The sequence below is a fragment of the Actinoallomurus acanthiterrae genome (assembly GCF_054775715.1).
The window spans coordinates 1,813,771-1,835,028 of sequence record NZ_BAAHCO010000001.1 but is presented as its reverse complement, the minus strand read 5'-3'; the positions used below and the strand labels follow the sequence as shown (position 1 = coordinate 1,835,028).

The 21,258-nt window shown below is 70.9% G+C and carries 15 protein-coding genes; 4 read left to right on the top strand and 11 right to left on the bottom strand.

The window, feature by feature from the left end:
* Positions 1-159 precede the first annotated feature (159 nt).
* From ACYVF7_RS09080 to ACYVF7_RS09060, 5 genes are all read right to left on the bottom strand, one after another.
* Positions 160-1,065, bottom strand: coding sequence for a hypothetical protein (locus ACYVF7_RS09080; RefSeq protein WP_460337686.1), 906 nt, complete (start codon positions 1,063-1,065; stop codon positions 160-162).
* Between the two features lie 102 nt (positions 1,066-1,167).
* Entirely contained in the window at positions 1,168-6,060 is a 4,893-nt protein-coding gene (locus ACYVF7_RS09075; protein WP_460337683.1) for an NAD-glutamate dehydrogenase, read from the bottom strand.
* 388 nt (positions 6,061-6,448) lie between these two features.
* A complete protein-coding gene (locus tag ACYVF7_RS09070; RefSeq protein ID WP_460337680.1) occupies positions 6,449-8,302 on the bottom strand; it encodes a serine/threonine-protein kinase in 1,854 nt (617 codons plus the stop codon).
* A gap of 250 nt (positions 8,303-8,552) precedes the next feature.
* Positions 8,553-10,508: an acetoacetate--CoA ligase gene (locus ACYVF7_RS09065; RefSeq protein WP_460337677.1), complete on the bottom strand. Its 1,956-nt coding sequence runs from the start codon at positions 10,506-10,508 to the stop codon at positions 8,553-8,555.
* 77 nt (positions 10,509-10,585) lie between these two features.
* A complete protein-coding gene (locus tag ACYVF7_RS09060; RefSeq protein WP_460337674.1) occupies positions 10,586-11,329 on the bottom strand; it encodes an AraC family transcriptional regulator in 744 nt (247 codons plus the stop codon).
* 54 nt (positions 11,330-11,383) lie between these two features.
* Here ACYVF7_RS09060 and ACYVF7_RS09055 point away from each other — a divergent pair, with 54 nt between their 5' ends.
* On the top strand, positions 11,384-11,941 hold the full coding sequence (locus ACYVF7_RS09055; RefSeq protein WP_460337670.1) for a class I SAM-dependent methyltransferase: 558 nt from the start codon (positions 11,384-11,386) through the stop codon (positions 11,939-11,941).
* A gap of 7 nt (positions 11,942-11,948) precedes the next feature.
* Here ACYVF7_RS09055 and ACYVF7_RS09050 read toward each other — a convergent pair whose 3' ends face one another.
* From ACYVF7_RS09050 to ACYVF7_RS09025, 6 genes are all read right to left on the bottom strand, one after another.
* Positions 11,949-12,653 carry an HAD family hydrolase gene (locus tag ACYVF7_RS09050; RefSeq protein ID WP_460337667.1) on the bottom strand — a complete coding sequence of 235 codons (705 nt, stop codon included), beginning with the start codon at positions 12,651-12,653 and terminating at the stop codon, positions 11,949-11,951.
* 82 nt (positions 12,654-12,735) lie between these two features.
* The gene (locus tag ACYVF7_RS09045) at positions 12,736-13,263 is read right to left on the bottom strand and encodes a hypothetical protein (protein WP_460337665.1); all 528 of its coding nucleotides are present in this window, start codon (positions 13,261-13,263) and stop codon (positions 12,736-12,738) included.
* 123 nt (positions 13,264-13,386) lie between these two features.
* A complete protein-coding gene (pruA, locus tag ACYVF7_RS09040; RefSeq protein WP_460337662.1) occupies positions 13,387-15,015 on the bottom strand; it encodes an L-glutamate gamma-semialdehyde dehydrogenase in 1,629 nt (542 codons plus the stop codon).
* Positions 15,016-15,152: 137 nt separating this feature from the next.
* Positions 15,153-15,788, bottom strand: coding sequence for an HAD family hydrolase (locus tag ACYVF7_RS09035; RefSeq protein WP_460337659.1), 636 nt, complete (start codon positions 15,786-15,788; stop codon positions 15,153-15,155).
* Positions 15,789-15,848: 60 nt separating this feature from the next.
* The gene (locus ACYVF7_RS09030; RefSeq protein ID WP_460337656.1) at positions 15,849-16,550 is read right to left on the bottom strand and encodes a response regulator; all 702 of its coding nucleotides are present in this window, start codon (positions 16,548-16,550) and stop codon (positions 15,849-15,851) included.
* Positions 16,547-18,220: an ATP-binding protein gene (locus tag ACYVF7_RS09025; protein WP_460337653.1), complete on the bottom strand. Its 1,674-nt coding sequence runs from the start codon at positions 18,218-18,220 to the stop codon at positions 16,547-16,549. Before ACYVF7_RS09025 ends, ACYVF7_RS09030 begins: the two co-directional genes overlap by 4 nt.
* Positions 18,221-18,394: 174 nt before the next feature.
* Between ACYVF7_RS09025 and ACYVF7_RS09020 the strand changes: the two genes are divergently transcribed.
* The 3 genes from ACYVF7_RS09020 (at position 18,395) to ACYVF7_RS09010 (ending at position 21,229) form a co-directional block, all read left to right on the top strand.
* Entirely contained in the window at positions 18,395-19,216 is an 822-nt protein-coding gene (locus tag ACYVF7_RS09020; protein ID WP_460337650.1) for an ABC transporter ATP-binding protein, read from the top strand.
* On the top strand, positions 19,213-20,094 hold the full coding sequence (locus ACYVF7_RS09015) for an ABC transporter permease (RefSeq protein WP_460337647.1): 882 nt from the start codon (positions 19,213-19,215) through the stop codon (positions 20,092-20,094). The genes ACYVF7_RS09020 and ACYVF7_RS09015 overlap by 4 nt, the downstream gene beginning before the upstream one ends.
* 70 nt (positions 20,095-20,164) lie before the next feature.
* Positions 20,165-21,229, top strand: coding sequence for an ABC transporter substrate-binding protein (locus ACYVF7_RS09010; protein ID WP_460337644.1), 1,065 nt, complete (start codon positions 20,165-20,167; stop codon positions 21,227-21,229).
* Positions 21,230-21,258: the final 29 nt, after the last annotated feature.

Genomic DNA, 21,258 nt, shown 5'->3' with positions numbered 1-21,258 from the left:
GCGCCCCCTCCCGCCGGGACAGCGTCCCCGTGGCCGCCCCGGCAACCGCTGACCAGCAGGACCGCCGGCACGGCCGGGACGACGCGGCGGGGGCGCATTGCCGCATTGTGACACCACGGGCATCGCGGTCGCAGGCGTCCCGGGCCGCTCCGGGCGGCGTTACGACGCCGTGGCCTGGACCGCCTTGCGGTAGCTTCCGACGACCCGGGCGCCCCCCTGCGCGGGCACCAGGGCGAGGTACTGGGTCAGCGCGGTGGTGGCCAGGTGGTGGCGGACCTTGCCGTTGATCAGGCCGGTGAGGTCGCCGCCGCTGCCGATGACCCCCTGTTTGGTCACGTCGTAGGTCTCGCTCTGCCGCACGACGTACCAGACGAGCGCGCCGCCGTCCGTGGTGCGCAGCGCGAACGCACGCTGCGGGTCGGGCCGGAAGTCGGAGGTGAGCGTCACCCCCCGGTGCTTGAGCGCGGACTCGGCCTTGACCAGCGCGGCGTGCGCCTGCGTGGTGTACGGCCCCGGCGCCATGCCGGACGTGCCGTTCGACAGGCTGGCGGCGTGCATCGCGGCGATCTTCCCAGGCGCCTGCTTGGCGTCGTCCGGGCCGACGGCGGTGGCGTAGCCGTCCTTGTCGAGGGCCACCCCGGTGATCGTCGCGGTGGGGAACGGATCGGCGGTGAGCAGCCAGGGGCCGCCGGGGCGCTCCTGGGTGAAGAGCAGGGCGTGCTGGGTCTTGCCGGTGGCCGCGGTGACCGCGAACCACTTGGGGAACCCCGACTGCCGGGGGATGTAGTACGCCGGAGCGGTGTAGGCGAAGGGGGTGTACTTCTCCTTCGCCGCCGCGCGCCGCCGGTATTCGGCGCGGTCCATGTCGAGCTGGGCGCCGGTCTCCACGGTGGCCAGCAGCTTCTCGTCGTACGTGCTGTTGGCCCGGTTGTTGACGGACTGGTAGTGGGCGAGCAGCTGAGCGGCCCGGTCCTTGGTCACGGCGGGCGCGGCCGTCGCCGGAGATCCGCCGCACGCGGCCAGCGGCAGCAGGACGACCGTCAAGGCGCTGAGGTGTCGGAACATGCGGACCAGATTCGCACAGTGGTCATTCGATTACTCTGCGAATCCGAAAATACCTCGCGGGTGGGAGAAGCCCCGGTGACCGCCGGGGCTTCTCCCGACGCGTCAGCCGGGGAGCGTGCTGGCGGTGACGAGCGTGCGGATCGCACGCAGCGCCACCGACAGGGTCGCGATGCCGAAGCTGTCGCTCTCCCAGATCTCGCCGAGGGTCTGCCCGGCGCGTCCCACGGCGGCGCTGTTCTTCTCCGCCCAGGTGGCCAGGCGCTGTTCCGGAGTCGCCCCCGCCTCGCTGGTCACCAGCACGTCACGGGCGAGCGCCGCGTGCGCGGCGTACAGGTCGTCGCGCAGCGCGGAGCGGGCCATCGACTGCCAGCGGTCGTCGCGGGGCAGTGCGATGACGCGTTCGCGCAGCCGCGCGATCTGCAGCCGGTCGGCGAGGTCGAAGTACACCTCGGCGACCTCGCCCACCGACCGCCCCGTGCTGTGGGCGATCTCCACGAGGTCGAACGTGGAGTAGGCGGGGACCATGATCGCGACGTGCTCGGCCAGCTCGTCCGGCACGCCCGCCTGGGCGAACCGGTCCCGCCGTTCGTCGAACCCCTGGAGGTCACTGCCGGTCAGCAGCTTCGGCAGCTGCGGCGCGAGGGCGGCCGCGCCCTCGGCGAAGAAGTCGACCGTCTCCCGCAGGTCGAACGGCGTCCGCCGGTTGTGCAGCAGCCAGCGGGCCCCGCGCTCGGTCAGTTTCCGCGCCTCGAGCCGCATCCGGATCTGGGTCGCGGTGTCGATCTGGTAGTCCAGGCCGTCGACCGAGCGCCAGAACCTCGGCATGTCGAACACCGTGCGCGCCACGAGGTAGGCGCGGGCGATGTCGGAGGCCGAGGCGCCGGTCTCCTCGTTCATCCGGAACGCGAAGGTCGTGCCGCTGTTGTTGACCATGCTGTTCACGACGGACGTGGAGATGATCTCCCGGCGCAGCGGGTGCCGGTCCATGTAGTCCCGGAAACGCTCCCGCAACGGCGTCGGGAAGTACTCCACGAGCCGGCTGGCGAGGTCGGGGTCGTCCGGCAGGTCGGACGCCCGGATCTCCTCCTCCAGCGTCAGCTTGGTGTACGCGAGCAGCGTCGCGAACTCCGGCCCGGTCAGGCCGAGCCCCGCCTGCCGGCGCTCCGCCAGGGCCTTGTCGTCGGGCAGGTCCTCCAGCCGCCGCTTCAGCTTGCCGTCCCGCTCCAGCTTGCGCAGGTAGCGCGCGTGGACGTGCAGCATCGACGGGGCCTGCGTCCGCGAGGCGGCGAGCACGACGTTCTGCGCGTAGTTGTCGCGCAGCACCAGGTCGGCGACCTCGTCGGTCATCTCGAGGAACAGCGTGTCCCGCTGTTTGTCGGTCAGCTCCCCGTCCCGGACGACCTGGTCGAGGAGGATCTTGATGTTGACCTCGTGGTCGGAGGTGTCCACACCGGCCGAGTTGTCGATGAAGTCGGTGTTGACCAGCCCCCCGCCGCGGGAGAACTCGATGCGCCCGCGCTGGGTGAGGCCGAGGTTGCCGCCCTCGCCGATGACCTTGCAGCGCAGCTCGGTCGCGTCGGCGCGCAGGCCGTCGTTGGCCCGGTCGCCGACGTCGGCGTTGTTCTCCGCCGAGGCCTTGACGTACGTGCCGATCCCGCCGTTCCACAGCAGGTCGACCGGGGAGCACAGGATCGCGTGGATCAGCTGGTGCGGGGTCATCGCGGTGATGCCGTCGGTGATGCCGAGCGCCTCGCGCACCGGCGGGGTGATCGGGATCTTCTTGGCGGTGCGCGGGTGCACACCGCCGCCCTTGGAGATCAGCGCGGTGTCGTAGTCGGCCCAGGAGCTGCGCGGCAGCGCGAACATGCGCTTGCGCTCCTCGAACGACGTCGCCGGATCGGGGTTCGGGTCGAGGAAGATGTGCCGGTGGTCGAACGCCGCGACCAGCTTGATGTGCTCGGACAGCAGCATCCCGTTGCCGAAGACGTCACCGGACATGTCGCCGACGCCGACGACGGTGAAGTCCTCCTTCTGCACGTCGACGCCGAGCGAGCGGAAGAGGTACTTCACCGACTCCCAGGCGCCGCGCGCGGTGATGCCCATCGCCTTGTGGTCGTAGCCGACCGAGCCGCCGGAGGCGAACGCGTCGCCCAGCCAGAAGCCGTACGACGTGGCGACCTCGTTGGCGATGTCGGAGAACGTCGCGGTGCCCTTGTCGGCGGCCACCACCAGGTAGGTGTCGTCGCCGTCGTGCCGCACCACGTCCGGCGCCGGCACGACCTCGCCGCCCACGAGGTTGTCGGTGATGTCCAGCAGGCCGCTGATGAACTGCTTGTACGAGGCGATGCCCTCGGCGAGGAACGCCTCGCGGTCGCTCGGGTCGGGCAGCCTCTTGCAGACGAACCCGCCCTTCGCGCCGGCCGGCACGATGACGGTGTTCTTCACCGCCTGGGCCTTGACCAGGCCGAGGATCTCGGTGCGGAAGTCCTCCTTGCGGTCGGACCACCGCAGGCCGCCGCGGGCCACCGACCCGAACCGCAGGTGCACGCCCTCCAGGCGCGGCGAGTAGACGAAGATCTCGAACTTCGGCCGCGGCTGTGGCAGGTCCGGGATCGCCTCCGGGTCGAACTTCAGCGAGAGGTACGGCTTCGGCCGGCCGTCGGCGGCCCGCTGGTAGTGGTTCGTGCGCAGCGTGGCGCGGATCATCGCCAGGTAGCTGCGGAGGATGCGGTCCTCGTCCAGGCTGCTGACCGCGTCGAGCGCGCCCTCGATCTCCTCGGTGATGGCCGCCTCGAGCTCCTCGTGGGCGGCCGCCGACCGGTCGTCGTCGGCGTGGTTCAGACGGGGGTCGAGCCGTGCCTCGAACAGCCGGACCAGGAGGCGCGCGACCCGCGGGTTGGCGACGAGCACCTGCTCGATGTACCGCTCGCCGAAGGTGCTCTGGGTCTGGCGCAGGTAGCGGGCGTAGGCGCGCAGCACCATGGTCGACCGCCAGTCCAGGCCCGCGCGCAGCACCAGCGCGTTGAACCGGTCGCTCTCCACGTCGCCGCGCCACAGGGCCTCGAAGGCCTCCTGGAAGAGCCCCTTGACGTCGTCGTCGTCCACGTCGGGCGAGGGTTCGTACCGCAGGCCGAAATCGTAGATCCACGCCTGCCGCCCGTCGCCCCGGGCGATCTCGTACGGCCGCTCGTCGACGACCTCGACGCCCATCTCCTGCAGCAGCGGCAGGACGTGCGAGAGCGAGATCGGCGAGCCGAGCCGGTAGATCTTGAGCCGGCGCTCGCCGGGCCCCGCGTCGTACGGCTCGTACAGGTTGATCGAGATCTCGCCGGGCTCGGCCAGGTCCTCGAGCCGCTTGAGGTCGGCGCACGCCGTGCGGGCCGGGAAGTCGGCCTTGTAGCCCTCGGGGAACGCGTCGGTGTAGCGCCGGATGAGCGCGCTGGCCTGCTCCTCGCCGCACTGCTGGACGATCGCCTCGGCGAGGTCGTCGGTCCACGACCGGGTGGCGGCGATCAGGCGCCGCTCCAGGTCGGCCGGGTCGACGTCGGGCAGCGGGCGGCCCCGCTCGCCGCGGACGACGACGTGCAGGCGCGCGAAGATCGAGTCGCCGACCATCGCGCTGTAGTCGACGGAGAGGCCGTCGAACGCCTTGAGCAGGATGTCCTGGATCCGCAGCCGGATCTGCGTGGTGTACCGGTCGCGCGGCAGGAAGACCAGGCACGACATGTAGCGGCCGTAGTCGTCCTTGCGGACGAACAGCTTCAGCTGCTTGCGCTCGCGCAGCCTCAGCACGCCCAGCGCGATCGGCAGCAGCTCGTCGACGGAGATCTGGAACAGGTCGTCGCGCGGGTAGGTCTCGAGGATCTCGATGAGGTCCTTGCCGTCGTAACTGTCGGCGGCCAGCCCGGCGTGTTCGAGGATCTCCTCCACCTTGTGCCGCAGCACGGGGATGTGCTCGATGCTCTCGCTGTAGGCGGTGTGGGTGTACAGCCCCAGGAAGCGGCGCTCGCCGACGACCTCCCCGCTGTCGCCGAACTTCTTGACCCCGACGTAGTCCAGGTAGGCCGACCGGTGCACGGTCGCGCGGGAGTTGGCCTTGGTCAGCACGAGAAGGTGCGGCTCGCGGGCCTTGGCGCGCACCTGCGGCGGCAGGGACGCGAAGCTCGTGGACTTGGCCTGGTCGGACCGCAGGATGCCCAGGCCGGTGCCCGGCACCGCCCGCAGCTGCTCACCGTCCGGGCCGTCCTCCAGCTTGTACTCCCGGTAGCCCAGGAAGGTGAAGTGGTCGTCGGCCAGCCAGTCCAGCAGCTCGACGCCGTCGGTGATCTCCCGGTCCGGCAGCGGCGGCCGCTTCTCGGCGAGCTCCACCGCGACGGCGCCCGCCAGCGCGCGCATCTTCTGCTCGTCCTCGACGGCGGTGCGCACGTCGCCCAGCACCCGCTGCAGGTCGGCCTCGAGCTCGTCCAGCAGCACGCGGTCGCTCTGCCGGTCGATCTCGATGTGGATCCAGGACTCCTCCAGGACGAGGCCGTCCCCACCGCCGATCCCCTGCAGTTGCCCCGCGACGTCGCGGGCGACCTTGAGCTGCGGGTGGACGATCAGGTGCGTCGCCAGGCGGTGCCGGTTGAGCTCCATTACGACCGAGTCGACGAGGTACGGCATGTCGTCGGTGACCACCTGCACGACGCTGTGCCCGGGGTCCCAGCCGTACTCCTCCAGCGTCGGCGTGAACGCCCGCACCTTGGCCCGTCCCTGCGGACGCTCCTCGCCCAGGTGCCGGTGGACCATCGCCGGACCGCAGACGTCCACCGGGTCACGGTCGAGGAGATCCTCCGGCGCGACGTGGCGGTAGTAGAGCCGCAGGTAGGCCAGGGCGTCCTCCGGATCGTGCCGCGCCCCGGGCGTATGGCTGCACGCCTGTGCGGCGCGTGCCAGCAGCTCGTCCTTCGCCTCGTCGAGACCACCCGTGCCGTTCGCCATGGCACTCGTGTTCATGCGTGCCCCCCGGACGGTCGGACCGGTCCATCGCAGGCTCGTCGGCTCCGACCCGTCGTCGGTTCGCCCCTCATCTCAAGTCTCCCTCAGTACCTTCGCAGTGCTTCACACGGTCGCGGACGTCGGATTCGAGAAGATCTTCGGCGAGACGCCTGAGGTCGTCATGACGGTCACGGTCGGGCACCGGCTTCGGGGAACGCGGGCTGTCGGCGTTCCCGGCGGAGGGACCGTGTTTTCGCGGAAGGATTACGAAGCTACGCCCGGGCATGCCGGACCCGAATCCGGACACGCCGGAATCGGACGCGGCCGCACCACGCCGTTGTGGTGTTGTGCTCACGGCGGTCAGGTTAACGCGAAAACCGAAATCAGCCGACTCGGTGAGGCGGATTCACTGGCCCCCGGCGCTGGTAGTGGCCCCGGAATGGGCATCAGGGGCGGCGTGGGACGCCTTGCCGCCGCCGGTTGAGCCGGAGCCGCCGGTCCCCGTGCCGACACCGCTCCCGGATCCGTGCGTGGCGCCGCCCCCGCTGCCGGGAGTCGTGCCGCCGCCCGGAGTGTGAGTCGCGCCACCGCCGGGAGTGTGGGTGCCGCCACCCGGCGTGTGGGTGCCGCCACCGGGAGTGTGGGTGCCGCCGCCCGGTGTGGGCGTCGTGCTGCCGCTCGAACCCGTGCTCGGAGTCGGCGAGGTGGACGGATCCGGGGAGGTCGAGGGCTCGGAGTCCGTCGGCGTGGGGGTCCAGGACGACGTGTGGCTGGGCTCCGGGTGCACCGGCACGCCTCCGTAGGTCCGCCGGGTCTGCGACGGGGAGGAGTGGCTCTGGGTGCCCTGCGGCTGGTAGCCGGTCCGCTGCCCGGAGTGGTCGTCCGCGTTGGAGGTCAGCGCGATCGCGCTGACGATCGCCGCGGCCGCGACGACCGCCGCACCGGCTGCGGCGAGCGCCCGGCGACCGCGCGACAGCCCGGACCAGCGGCCACGCGCCGCCGTGCCGGACAGCGACGTCGGCTCGCCCGCGCCGGCATACGGAGTCCGTGCGCCCGGCGTCTCCCCGGCCGCGCCGAGATGGGCGGTCCAGCGGCCCGGGTCGGGCATTCCCTGTGCCGTGACGGGCGCCGTGGGCGCGTCGGCGGCCCCCGTGCGGATCCCGGCGGGCGGCACGGGAGCCCCCACAGGGGGCTTCGGAGCCCCGACGGGGGGCTTGTGGGTGCCGGCGGGGGTCTTCGGAGCCCCGACGGGCGTCTTGTGGGTCGCCGCCGCGGCGCCGGGCATGGTCGTGCCCATGGGGGGCGTCCGGTAGGCCGCGACCGTGGCGGCGTGTTCGAGCAGGTCGGCGGGGACCGTCGCGGGGCCCGCGTCGGCCATGGTCTCATCGACCGCCGGCAGCACCTCGGTGTGCGGCTCCTGGGGACGAGCCTCCTGACCGCCGCCGAGCAGGTACAGCAGGAGGGCGCTGGCGGTGAGCCGGTCCGCGGGGTCCTTCTGCAGGCATCCGGCGACGAGCGCGCGGAGCGAGGCGGGCAGGTCGCCGAGCGCGGGCTCCTCGAGCAGGATGCGGCTGACCACCACGGAGATCGCGTCGCTGCCGAACGGCGGGGCGCCCGTGGCCGCGAAGACGATCGTGGCGGCCCACGCGAAGACGTCGGTGGCCGGGCCGACCGTCTCGCCGCGGATCTGCTCGGGGGCCATGTAGGCGGGTGTGCCCACGATCCGGCTCGACACCGTCGCGGTGGTGTCCAGCGCCTTCGCGATGCCGAAGTCGATGACCCGCGGGCCGTCGGGCCCGATCAGGACGTTGTGCGGTTTGAGATCGCGGTGCACGACGCCCGCCTGGTGGATGGCGACGAGCGCGGTGGCCGTGCCGATCGCCAGGCGTTCGAGGGGCGCGCCGCTGAGCGGCCCGCTCTCCTTGATCAGGTCGTACAGCGACCGTCCCGGGACGTATTCGCTGACGATGTAGGGCCGGTCGCCCTCGACGTCGGCGTCGAGCACCTGCGCCGTGCAGAACCGCGCGACCCGCTTGGCGGCGGTCACCTCACGGACGAAGCGGGCTCGCGCGTTGGCGTCCTGGGCCAGTTCGGGGTGGAGGAGTTTGATCGCGACCTGGGTGCCCTCCGGGGACGTGCCCAGGAAGACGGCGCCCTGGCCGCCCCTCCCCAACCGGCCGATGACGTCGTACGCCCCCAGCCGCCGAGGATCCCTTGGCTGCAGGGGGATCGCGTTGTGGTCCGCCGCAGTCCGGTCCATGGCCGTCCGCATCCCTTCCGTAAGCTCCCCGCCGACCGTCCCCACGGTCGGGCATACCGGTTGAGACGCGGTCGGCGTCCGGCCGGTTCAATCGACCGGGGTTGTCAGCCCAGGTCAACCCGCCGATCCGGCCGTAGACGACGAACCGCATCTGCAGAACATATCCCTCACCGACTCCGCAGGCCCAGAGCGGGCCGTACCAGGTGACGGACATGTCCCATACAAGAGACGCGCCCGGCTCGGCGGCGGGTTACGAATCCGGCGTGAAATGCCGCAGCACCTCGGGATTGGCCATCGCGTCCGGATTCGCAGCCTTGTCGATGGGCGTGCCGAGCAAGATCTTACGGACTGGAACCTCGAGCTTCTTACCGGACAGCGTCCGCGGGACTCCGGGCACCACCCGGATCTCGTCGGGGACGTGCCGGGGCGACAGCGTCGACCGCAGCGCGGTGCGGAGCCGGCCGACCAGGTCGTCGGACAGGGCGACACCCTCGGCGAGCTGGACGTACAGCAGCAGCCGGCCCTCCTGGCCCAGCCGGCCGGTGTCGACGACCAGCGAGTCGGCGATCTCCTCGAACCCCTCGACGACGCGGTAGAAGTCGGCGGTGCCCATGCGGACGCCGCCGCGGTTGAGGGTGGAGTCGGACCGCCCGTAGATCACGCAGCCGCCGTCGGGCAGGATCTTGATCCAGTCGCCGTGGCGCCAGACGCCGGGATACACCCCGAAGTACGAGTCGCGGTAGCGGTCGCCGTTCTCGTCGTTCCAGAAGTAGATCGGCATGGACGGCATCGGCTCGGTGAGCACCAGCTCGCCGACCTCGCCGATGACCGGATCGCCCTTCTCGTCGTACGCCTCGACCTTCGCGCCGAGCCCCCGGCACTGGATCACGCCGGCGCGCAGCGGCAGCAGCGGGCACGGCCCGACGAAGCCGGTCGCCACGTCCGTGCCACCGGAGAAGGAGCCGACGAGCAGGTCGCGTCCGACGTGGTCGTACAGCCAGCGGAAGCCCTCCGGAGGCAGCGGCGAGCCGGTCGAGCCGATCCCCCTGATCCGGGACAGGTCGTACTCCCGGGCGGGGTCGGAGCCCGCCTTCATCGACGCCAGGACGTACGGCGCGCCGACCCCGAAATAGGTGACCCCGGTGTCGGCGGCCAGCCGCCACAGCGTGTCACCGCCGGGCGCGCCGTCGTACAGCACGACCGTGGCGCCGACGAGCAGGCCGCCGATGAGGTAGTTCCACATCATCCAGCCGGTCGTGGTGTACCAGAAGAACACGTCGCCGGGGCCGAGGTCCTGCTGGAAGCTGAGGGACTTCAGGTGCTCCAGGACGACGCCGCCGTGACCGTGCACGATGGGCTTGGGCAGCCCGGTGGTGCCCGAGGAGTACAGGATCCACAGCGGATGGTCGAACGGCACCTCCTCGAAGGCGAGCGGCTCTCCGGAGCGCCGCAGGTCGGCGTACCGGAGCGCGCGGTCCGCGCCGATCGCGTCGGCCTCCGGCTCGAGGTACGGGATCGTGACCGTGGCCTCCAGCGTGGGCAGCGACGCCTGGATGTCGCGGACCACCGCGGACCGGTCGAAGCGCCTGCCGTTGTAGGCGTATCCGTCCACCGCGATCAGCACCTTCGGCTCGATCTGGGTGAACCGGTCGATCACGCTCGGCGCGCCGAAGTCCGGCGAGCACGACGACCAGATCGCGCCGAGGGACGCGGTCGCGAGGAAGGCGACCAGCGCCTCGGGGATGTTCGGCACGTACGCCGCCACGCGGTCGCCCCGGCCGACGCCGAGCGCGCGCAGCCCCGCGCGCACCTCGGCGACCTCGGCGCCGAGCTCCCGATAGGTCAGCGTCCTCGATCGGGGCGGCCCGCCGTCGTCGTCGGCCTCCGTACGGAACACCACCGCCGTCGCGTCCGGGTCCTCCTCGGCCCGGCGCAGCATGTTCCGCGCGTGGTTGAGCGTCGCGCCGGGGAACCAGCGGGCGTCCGGCATCTCCGCCCGCTCGAGCACCGGCCCATCGCCGCGCTCGCCCAGCACGCCGAAGTACGCCCAGATCGCGTGCCAGAAGCCGTCCAGGTCGGTGACGGACCACCGCCACAGCTCGTCATACGAACCGAACCCGCGCTCACGCATGAAACGGGCGACACGGGCGGTCCGGCGGACCTCCTCGGACGGTTCCCACAGCAGGTCACCCTCGGCAACGGACACGGCACGCCTCCTCGCAGTCTCGTGGCTCCAGCATCGAGCCGACGGCCACCGGGCCGCAAACGGCCGTTGTTCGGACGTTATCGCGTGCCGAAGTACGCGCCCGGAGGGACTCCGAGTGCCCTGTGGAAAACCGCTACGAACGCGCTGGGCGTCGCGTACCCGACGCGCCGGGCGACGGTCGCGACGGGCGTTCCCCGCGCGAGGAGGACCAGCGCCGCACGCAGCCGGGCCTGCGTACGCCAGCGGCCGAACGTCATCCCCGTCTCCGCGACGAAGATCCGGGCGAGGGTCCGCTCCCCCGCGCCGACCCGCCGTCCCCACTCCCCCAGCGTCATCGGGTCGCCGGGGTCGGCGATCAGCGCGCGGGCCACGTCCAGGGCCCGCGGGTCCGTGGGCATCGGCACCGTGATCGTCATCGCGGGCACGGCGGCGAACTGGTCGAGCAGGACGTCCTCCGCGCGGCGGCGGGTGGCGTGGTCGATCCCGGGCCGGGCGAGGTGCAGCATCAGTTCCCGCGCGAGCGGGGTGATCGTGACGGGCGTCGGCACCGTCCAGCGAGGCCCGCGTTCGGCGGCGAGGTAGACGCTGTGGAAGGTCGTACGGCGGTCGGCGTCCGTCACGTGCTCGACCCCGGCGGGGATCCACAGCGCGCGGGTCGGCGGGAGCACCCACGCGGTCTCCTCGGTGGACACCGTGAGGACTCCGGTGGCGGCCCAGGCGAGCTGGTTCTCCCCGTGGTGATGCCGGTCGAACTGCCAACCGGCCGTGTCGAAGGCGGCGACGAGGATCGTGCCGTCGCCCTGCTGACTGTTTCGCGACATCACCCGGCAGGATAGAACGATCCGGCCACGGCCCTGCGACGTAGCTTCCGGGGCATGAACCTGCTGCATGATCGGATCTGCGCCTCGGACAAGTGGGCCGAGAAGGTGCGGACGGGGCTGTTCCCGGCCGTGCTCGACGGCCTCGACCTGGGCGGGGAGGTGCTGGAGATCGGGCCCGGACTCGGCGTCACCACCCGCCTGCTCGCCGAGCGGGTGCCCCGGCTGACCGCCCTCGAGGTCGACGAGCGCTACGTCGCCCTCCTGCGGCGGAAACTCGACACCGAGATCGTCCACGGCGACGCCGCGGACATGCCGTTCCCCGACGCGTCGTTCACGGGCGTCGTCTGCTTCACGATGCTGCACCACGTCCCGACGCCCGCCCTGCAGGACAGGATCTTCGCCGAGGCCTGCCGGGTCCTGCGCCCCGGCGGCGTCTTCGCGGGCAGTGACGGGCAGCCGAGCCTGCGGTTCCGGCTGATCCATCTACGGGACACGATGGTGCCGGTCGACCCGCGTACGCTTCCGGAGCGGCTCACGGCGGCGGGCTTCGAGGACGTCCGCGTGTGGACGGTGCCCGGCCGGGTGAACTTCACGGCCCGCAGGCCGGCCTGATCGCTCGTCAGGCGCCGGAGGTGAGGTCCTCGATCGCGGCGACGACCTGATCGGTCTCGGCGAGGCTCGGCAGCACGACGTCCGCGCCCGCGGAACGCAGCTCCGCCTGGGTGGCCGTGCCGGTCGCCACCGCGATCATCTTCGCCTGGGCGATCCGGGCCGCCTGCACGTCGCGCGGCGAGTCGGCCACGAGCACGGTCGCGGACTCCGCGATCACCGCGCCGTACTTCTCCCCCGTCCGGCTGCGGGCCAGCTCGACCAGGGCGGCCTTGGGGTAGGTCTCCGAGCCGTACCCGCCGACCTTGAAGTCGAGGTACTTGTCGAGGCCGAGCGCCTTGAGCTTGGTGATCGCGTTCGGCTGTATGGAGCCCGTGAGGACCGACTGCACCACGTCACGCCGCCGGCCCACCGCCGCGAGGGCCTCGCGGGCGCCGGGCAGCACCCGGCCCTCCTTGCGGACGGCCCCCTTGCGCGCCGAGAACGCGTCGGCCAGCGCGGTCATGAACGCCGGCAGGTGCTCCTCGGTGGTCTCGACGTCGTTGAACGCCAGGGTCTCGAAGATGATCTCCGACTCGGTGCGCCCGTGGGTCGGGGCGAGACGGACGAGCGGCCGTCCGGTGACGCGTTCGAAGGCCTCGGCGTACGCCTCCCGGGTCACCTTGCCGACGTCGACCAGGGTGTGATCGACGTTCCACAGCACCAGACGAGGCATGACGGTCTCCTGCACGTACTCCTGCGAGTACCGGTCGGCTCGCCGGTCAATCGTGGAGGCTACGGCCCGTCGACGCAAACCGTCAGGGGAAGCGGCCCGTCGTCACCTTGATGTCGCCGATCACCTCGAGCGGGATCGCCCCGCCGACGGGCTCGGTGAAGCGGCCCATGAACGTGTGGATCGTCATCCGGCCGCGCGGCGGCCGGTCCGCCGGGGTGTTCACGACCACGTGGACGGTCCTGGTCCGTCCCGGGACGAGCTCCTGGAAGATGCACTCGACCCGGCCGATCCCCCAGCATGACGGGTCGCTCACGGACACGACGGCCAGCCGGTCGTCGGTCCCCGGTGCGGCGACCTTGACGCTGCGGACCACGACGTGCCGGATGGTGTCCGGGCCGGCGTTCGTGACGCTGAAGTCGTAGCCGGCCCGCTCTCCGGGCACCAGCCGGTCCCCCGTCACAGGGGTCAGCCGGGGATCGGCGCGCAGCGTGAGCCGGCCCAGGTCGGCGTCGCCCTCCACGTCGACCACGCGTGCGGAATGCGACTCGGGCACGGTCAGGGCCTTGACCGCGAATCCCGCCGCCGCCGCACAAGCGACAACGGCGGCCACTGACATCAGACGCCCCACACAGCCCCCCGGTCTGCCGTAGGCGTGCCACGCATCCTGCCTGGTCACAGGCTATGCCATGGCCCGTCCGAGACGAACGTTACCGGCCGGGGGGAGCCGAGGCGATCACCCCATGTGGGGATACCGATGATCGGTCGGCGGCACGAACGTCTCCTTGATCGAGCGGGTGTTCACCCACCGGATCAGATTGAAGATCGAGCCGGCCTTGTCGTTGGTGCCGCTCGCCCGCGCGCCGCCGAACGGCTGCTGGCCGACGACCGCGCCGGTCGGCTTGTCGTTGACGTAGAAGTTGCCGGCGGCGAACCGCAGCTTCTCCGACGCCTCGGCGATGGCCTGGCGGTCCTGGGCGACGACCGCGCCGGTCAGCCCGTACGGCGCGGCGCTCTCCATCTGGGTGAGCACGGCGTCGTAGTCGGCGTCGTCGTAGACGTGGACGCCGAGGATCGGGCCGAAGTACTCCTTGGTGAAGATCTCGTCCTCCGGGTCGCCGCTGAGCAGGACCGTGGGCTGGACGAAGTAGCCCTCGGAGTCGTCGAGGCCGCCGCCGACGAGGATGTCGACGCCGTCGTGGGAGCGGGCGCGCTCGAGGGCCGCCCGGTGCTTGGCGAACGCCCGGTCGTCGATCACCGCGCCCATGAAGGCCGACAGGTCCTCGGCGACGTTCCCGACGGTCAGGGACTCGACGGTGCCGAGGAAGTCGTCGCGCATGGTGTTCCACACCGAGCGCGGGACGTACGCGCGCGAGGCGGCCGAGCACTTCTGGCCCTGGTACTCGAACGCGCCGCGGATCAGCGCGGTGGCGAGCACCCGCGGGTCGGCCGACGGGTGGGCGACGACGAAGTCCTTGCCGCCGGTCTCGCCGACCAGCCGGGGGTAGGCGCGATAGCCGGAGATGTTCTCCCCGACGGTGCGCCACAGGTGCTGGAAGGTCGCGGTGGACCCGGTGAAGTGGATGCCCGCCAGGTCCGGATGGCGCAGCGCGACGTTGGAGACGGCCTCGCCGTTCCCGGTCACCAGGTTGATCACGCCGGGCGGCAGGCCGGCCGCCTCCAGCAGGCGCATCGTGAAGTGCGCGGCGAACTGCTGGGTCGGCGAGGGCTTCCACACGACGACGTTGCCCATCAGCGCGGGCGAGGTCGGCAGGTTGCCGGCGATCGCCGTGAAGTTGAACGGCGTGATCGCGGTGACGAAGCCCTCCAGCGGCCGGTACTCCAGGCGGTTCCACACGCCGGGCGAGCTGATGGGCTGCTGGGTGTACAGCTCGCGGGCGAAGGAGACGTTGAAGCGCAGGAAGTCGATCAGCTCGCACGCCGCGTCGATCTCGGCCTGCTGCACCGACTTGGACTGGCCGAGGATGGTCGCGGCGTTCAGCGTGGACCGCCACGGGCCGGACAGCAGCTCGGCCGCCCTGAGGAAGATCGCGGCCCGGTCGTCGAACGACAGGGCCCGCCACGCCGGCGCGGCCTCCCTGGCGGCGTCGACGGCCGCGCGCACGTCGTCGTCGGTGGCCTCCCGGGCCCGGCCGAGGACGTGATGGCGCTTGTGCGGCTGCACCGTGTCGATGGGCCGTCCACCGCCCAGCCGCTGCTCGCCGCCGATCGTCATCGTCAGGTCGATCTGCTCGCCGGCGAGCTCCTTGATCTTCGCCTCGAGAGCGGTCCGGTCCTGGCTGCCGGGGGCGTACGCCCTCACCGGCTCGTTCACGGGGACCGGTACGTTCGTCACAGCGTCCATGAGAAAGCTCCGCGCGGTTTCTGACAGCGTCGTCAGGTCGATCCCAGGGTCGGGATCATGGGCACGATCCCTTGTGAGGACCGCTCTGTGCATCCTCGCATGCTGCCCTCAAGCGGACAAAGAACGCTTCACGCAGGTCAAATGTACGCAGAGATTTCGGTGAGCCGGTCCACGACGGGGACCCCGAACCGATCCAGCTCGGCCCTCCCCTGCATGCCTCCCGTGTACAGGACCGCGCGCGCCCCCGCGTGCCGGGCGGCCACCGCGTCGTCGACGCTGTCCCCGATCGCCACCACCTCGGCCGGGTCGACCCCCAACGCGGACAGGTGCCGGACCATGGACTCCGCCTTCGACCCACCGGCCTCCCCCGGCCGCAGGCCGTCCACCCTGCGGAAGACCTCCCCTATTCCGTGCGCGCGGACCGCGACGGTCAGCCGGTCGTGGTGCCACATCGACAGCAGGGACTGGCTGTGCCCGGCGTCGGCGAGGGCGTCGATCGCGTGCCGGGCGTCCGCCGCGAGCCGGCAGCGCTCCATCAGCCGGTGGTAGGAGTCGTGGTACGCCGCATCGAGCCGTTCCCACTCCCCGTCCTCCAGCGGGCGGCCGAGCATGCGCTCGTAGCAGGCCCAGATCGGACGGGTGTAGATCGCCCGGAACGAATCCAGGTCCACCGGCGCCAGGCCGTACGAGTTGAAGATCTCGTTGGTGGCATCCACGGTGGCATCGAGGTCGTTGAAAAGCGTGCCGTTCCAGTCCCACACGATGTGCGTCATAGCGTTCCGAGCATAAGGCAGCCGGCTCGGATCCGGGCCGCGTCGTGATCATGGTGCGGGTCAGTGGGCCGTGCTGTAGCGATGCTCCGGACGGCCGGTCACCCCGTAGCGGAGCTGAAGCTCGACGACGCCGTGCCGGGCCAGGTAGGCGAGGTACCGCTGGGCGGTCGGGCGGCTGATGCCCACGAGTGCGGCGACCTCGGCGGCCGACATGTCACCGGGCGTCGACCGTACGGCGTCCCGGACGCGTTGCAGCGTCGGTGCCGAGTGCCCCTTCGGCAGGCTCGACGGCAGGGCCGCGGGCCCACGGAGCAGGCCGTACAGCGCGTCGACGTCGGCCTGATCGGCGGTCTGGTCGTCCAGCGTGGTGAGCCGGGCGTGGAGCTCCTCGTACGCGGTCAGCCGCTCCCGCAGGGCCGCGAAGCCGAAGGGCTTGACCAGATAGTGCACGGTTCCGAGTTGCATGGCCCGTCGCACGCTCGCCACATCGCGGGCCGAGCTGATCACGATGAAGTCCGGAGGCGCGGAACCGTCGTCACGGGCCGCCTGGTCGAGGACCCGCCGGATGACGTTCAGGCCGTTGTCGTCGGGCAGGTAGATGTCGAGCAGCACCAGGTCGGGACGCAGTTCGGCGACGGCGGTGAGCGCGTCGGCGGCGCTGTGCGCCTGCCCGAGGACCGAGAACCCCGGGACGCGCTCGACGTACTTCGCATGGATCTTGGCGACGTGGAAGTCGTCGTCGGCGACCAGCACACCGATCATCCGATCGTCTCCTTCGCGTGTGGCGGCGGACCGGGCTCGTTGGGTCGCGCGGAGTCGGGCAGCCGCACCGTGAAGGTGGCCCCGGGACCCTCGCCGACGTGGATGCTGCCGCCGATCCGGCGGACGAGCCGGCGGACGATGGCCAGGCCGAGCCCACGACGGCGCACCTCGAACGCTCGCCTCGCGTCGTCCGTGCCACCGCGATCGGGGTGCTTGGTGCTGTACCCGTCCGTGAAGATCAGATCGGCGCGGCCGGGCGGGATGCCGGGCCCGGTGTCGGAGACGACCATCGTGATCCCGTCACCGTCGGTGAGCCGAACGGTCACCTCGGGGGGCCTCCCCGCCGGTGCTCCCGGCCGCGGCCTCCCGACGGCGTCGATGGCGTTGTCCACGAGGTTGCCGAGGATCGTGAGTACCGCCTGGATGTGCGAGGGGGACTCTCCCAGCCAGGAGTCCTCGGTGAGCGTGAGGGTGACGCCGCGCTCGGCGGCGACCACGGACTTCGCCAGGATCAGGCCGACGACCAGGGGGTTCGCGACGCGTTCGCGCAGCGACTCCGACAGCGCCGCCTCCGCGCCCTGCGCGGTGGTGAGGTAGGCGATCGCCTCGTCATGGTCGCCGAGTTCCAGCAGCCCCGCGACGGTGTGCATGCGGTTGGAGAACTCGTGCTGCTGGGCGCGGAGGGCGTCGGTCAGCGCCCGTACGCCGTCCAGCTCACGCAACAGCCCGGACATCTCGGTGCGGTCCCGGAGCGTCACCACAGCGCCGAGTTCCTGGCCGCGCAGGCACACCGGCCGGCGGTTGATCGTCAGGTAGTGCTCTTCGGTGAGCACGGAGGCGTCGACGCCCCCGTCGGCGCCGGCCAGGACGTCGCGCAGCCGCCCGGCCGGCACGACCTCGTCCAGCGGCCTGCCGAGCACCGCGGTACCGAGCTGGAGCAGGCGCCGGGCCTCGTCGTTCACGATCCTGATCCGGCCCGTACGGTCGAATCCGATCACGCCTTCCTTGATCCCGTGCAGCATCGCCTCGCGTTCCTGCAGGAGCCCCGCGATCTCGTCCAGTTCGAGGCCGAACGTACGCCGCTTGAGCTGCCACGCGAGCCCGTACGAGACGGCCGCGCCGAGGGCCAGCGCGATGCTCATCCACAGGCCGAAGGCGGGCAGTTCGCTCCACAGCGCGCTGGAGACGGCGCGCTCGCAGATGCCGGCGGAGACCTCGCCGACCAGCGCGCCGGACGGCCCGTACAGCGGGGCCTTGCCGTTGGCGGACCGGCAGAGGCTGCCGTCGTCGATTCCGGTGTGGCCGTTTCCGTCGACGGCGATGAGCGTTTCGGTGATCGGCTTCCCGATCAGCGCGGCGTTGGGATGGGAGTGGCGGACCCCGTGGAGATCCAGCACGACGATGTAACGCGCGCCGGCGGCCTTCCGCATCCGCTCTGCGGTGCTCTGCACCACGTCGCCGGCGTCGCCGTACTCCATCGCCGCCCTGATCTCCGGCGTGCCCGCCGCCGTCTCGGCGATGGCGAGAGCGCGCTGGCGGTACTGATCGTCCAGTTTCGCCCGCTCTTCGTGGGCGAACAGCCCGAACCCGACCAGCATGCTCGCCGCAAGAATGCTGAGCTGGCTGGTCAGGATACGGGTGGACAGCTTCCGGCCGCCCGCGGACCACATGGCATGAGTATGCCAAGGGACGTAAGCAAAAAGACCGTTTTGTCCGAATCGTGGCCATAAACAAAACGCTCAAAACCATCAGAAAGCCGAAGATCCGCCACAACGAACACAAGGATCGCCACCCGGCGTGAGGGCTCCTTAACGTCTCCGCAACACGAACCGGGGAGAGGACCCATGAGCCAGCCCGAGGCGACACCGCCCATCGAACTCCGCGACGTCACCAAGCGATTCCGGACGCCGGACGGTTCGACCTACACCGCACTGCGCGACATCGATCTTACGGTGGCGCCCGGCGAGTTCTGCGCCGTGGTCGGCCCCACCGGCTGCGGCAAGTCGACCACCCTCTCGCTCATCTCCGGCCTGGAGGAGGCGAGCGACGGGACGGTCACCATCGACGGCAGGCCGGTCACCCGGATCGACCCGCGGGTGGGCTTCATGTTCCAGCAGGACGCCGTCTTCCCCTGGAAGTCGGTGCTGGCCAACGTCGCCGCCGGGCCGCTCTTCCGGGGCGTGACCAAGCGGGAGGCCATCGATCGGGCGCGGGACTGGCTGCGGCGCGTCGGCCTCTCCGGTTTCGAGGGCCACTATCCACACCAACTGTCCGGCGGCATGCGCAAGCGCGTGGCGCTCGCCCAGACCCTGATCAACGAACCACGGATCCTGCTGATGGACGAGCCGTTCTCCGCGCTCGACGTCCAGACCCGGCAGATCATGTCGGACGAACTGCTCGATCTGTGGGAGCTGACCCGGCCCTCGGTCGTGTTCGTCACGCACGACCTGGAAGAGGCCATCGCCCTGGCCGACAAGGTCGTCGTCCTCACGGTCGGCCCCGGCAACGTCAAGGACGTCTTTCACATCGATCTGCCCCGGCCGCGGCGCGTCCAGGAGATCAAGTTCGAGCCGCAGTTCATCCAGATCTACGAGCGGATCTGGGAATCGCTGCGCGACGAGGTCCAGGCCGCGTACGCCCGCACCGCAGGCGAGGCGGCGGCATGAGCGAGTTGGAGACGGCACCCGGCACGAAAGACGCGGCGACCGGCGACCCGCGCCCCGGAGGGGCGGCGAAGAGGAGCCGGCTGCACAGCCGGGCGACGATCCTGTCCATTCAGCTGGCCCTGGTCGTCGTCGTGCTCGGCACCTGGGAGCTGGCGGCCCGCAAGAAGTGGATCGACACCTTCCTGTACGGCCAGCCGTCCGGCGTGTGGAAACAGCTCGTCGACTGGTTCGAACACGGTACGGACGTCGGCTCCATCTGGCAGCAGTTCGAGGTGACGCTGGAAGAGGCCCTCCTCGGCTTCCTGATCGGCTCGGTGGCCGGAATCGTGCTGGGCGTCGCGCTCGGCCGCGTGCGCTTCCTCGCCGCGGTCTTCGGACCCTTCATCAAGCTCTTCAACTCCATCCCGCGGATCGTGCTCGCGGCGATCTTCGCGCTGTGGTTCGGCCTCGCGATCCCCGGCAAGGTGGCGACCGCGGTCGTCCTGGTCTTCTTCGTGGTGTTCTTCAACGCCTTCCAGGGCACCCGCGAGGTCGACCGGAACCTGATCGCCAACGCCCGCATCCTCGGGGCCTCGCCGTGGAAGGTCACGACCCAGGTGGTCCTCCCGTCCGCGTTCACGTGGATCATCGCCAGCCTGCACGTCGCGTTCGGTTTCGCCCTGATCGGCGCGGTCGTCGGCGAGATCATCGGCGCCCAGCACGGCCTGGGGCTGCTCATCAACCAGGCGAAGGGCAACTTCAACCCGAACGGCGTCTACGCCGGCACCCTGCTCGTCGCCGTGATGGCCCTGGCCGCAGAGTTCCTGCTCAACCTGGTCGAACGCCGTCTCCTGGCCTGGCGACCTTCCAATGACCGGGACCCCGAAGCCGGTCTGTAGAGAAACCCCCGGCGGCACGGCGGCCCCTGCTGGCGCGCCCGGTCGCATCACCCGTGAAGGAGATCCTCGAATGTCCCTGCCACGTAACGTCATGATCAGTATGGCCGCCGCCGTGCTCGCCGTGTCCGCGGCCGCGTGCGGTTCCAGCGCCTCGAAGACCTCCGCCGGCAGCGGAGGCTCCGGCGGCGGAGGCGGCGACTCCTCCACCGTGAAGATCATGGTCGGCGGGCTCGACAAGCAGATCTATCTGCCCGTCATGCTCACCCAGCAGCTCGGCTACTTCAAAGCCCAGGGCCTGAACGTCCAGCTGTCCGACGAGCCGGCCGGGGTCGAGGCCGAGAGCCAGATGCTCGCCGGGAACATCAACGGGGTCGTCGGCTTCTACGACCACAACATCGACCTCCAGGCCAAGGGCAAACAGACCGAGTCGGTCGTCCAGCTGCTGCAGGCGCCCGGCGAGGTCGAGATGGTGCGCACCGACGAGGCCGGCCAGATCAAGTCCGCAGCCGGCTTCAAGGGCAAGAAGCTCGGGGTCACCGGCCTCGGATCGTCGACGAACTTCCTCACCAAGGCGCTGGCCGTGCACGCCGGGGTCCCGGTGAACCAGGTCACCTCGGTCGCGGTCGAGGCGGGTCCGACGTTCATCGCGGCGATGCAGCACCACCAGATCGACGCGGGCATGACCACCGAGCCGACGATCACCGCGCTGATGCAGAAGCACCTCGCCCAGCCGCTCATCGACATGCGCACGGCGCAGGGGGCCCGCCAGGCGCTGGGCGGCACGTACCCCTCCTCCTGCCTGTACATGCGCGCCGACTGGGTCGAGGCCCACAAGGCGACCGTGCAGAAGCTGGTGAACGCGTTCGTCAAGACGATGAAGTGGATCAACACGCACAGCGCGGCCGACATCACCGCGCAGATGCCGCCGAACTACTACACGGGAGTCGGCAAGGCCGCCTACACCACCGCGCTGCAGAACGAGAAGGGCATGTACAGCCCGGACGGGCTCATGCCGGCCGACGGCCCCAAGACGGTCCTGAACGTCATGAGCAGCTTCTCCCCCGACGTCAAGGGCCACCAGATCGACCTGAGCAAGACCTACACCAACACCTTCGTCCAGCAGGCCACCCAGTAGGACGGTGAGCGCCGCCGGCCGTGGCCCCG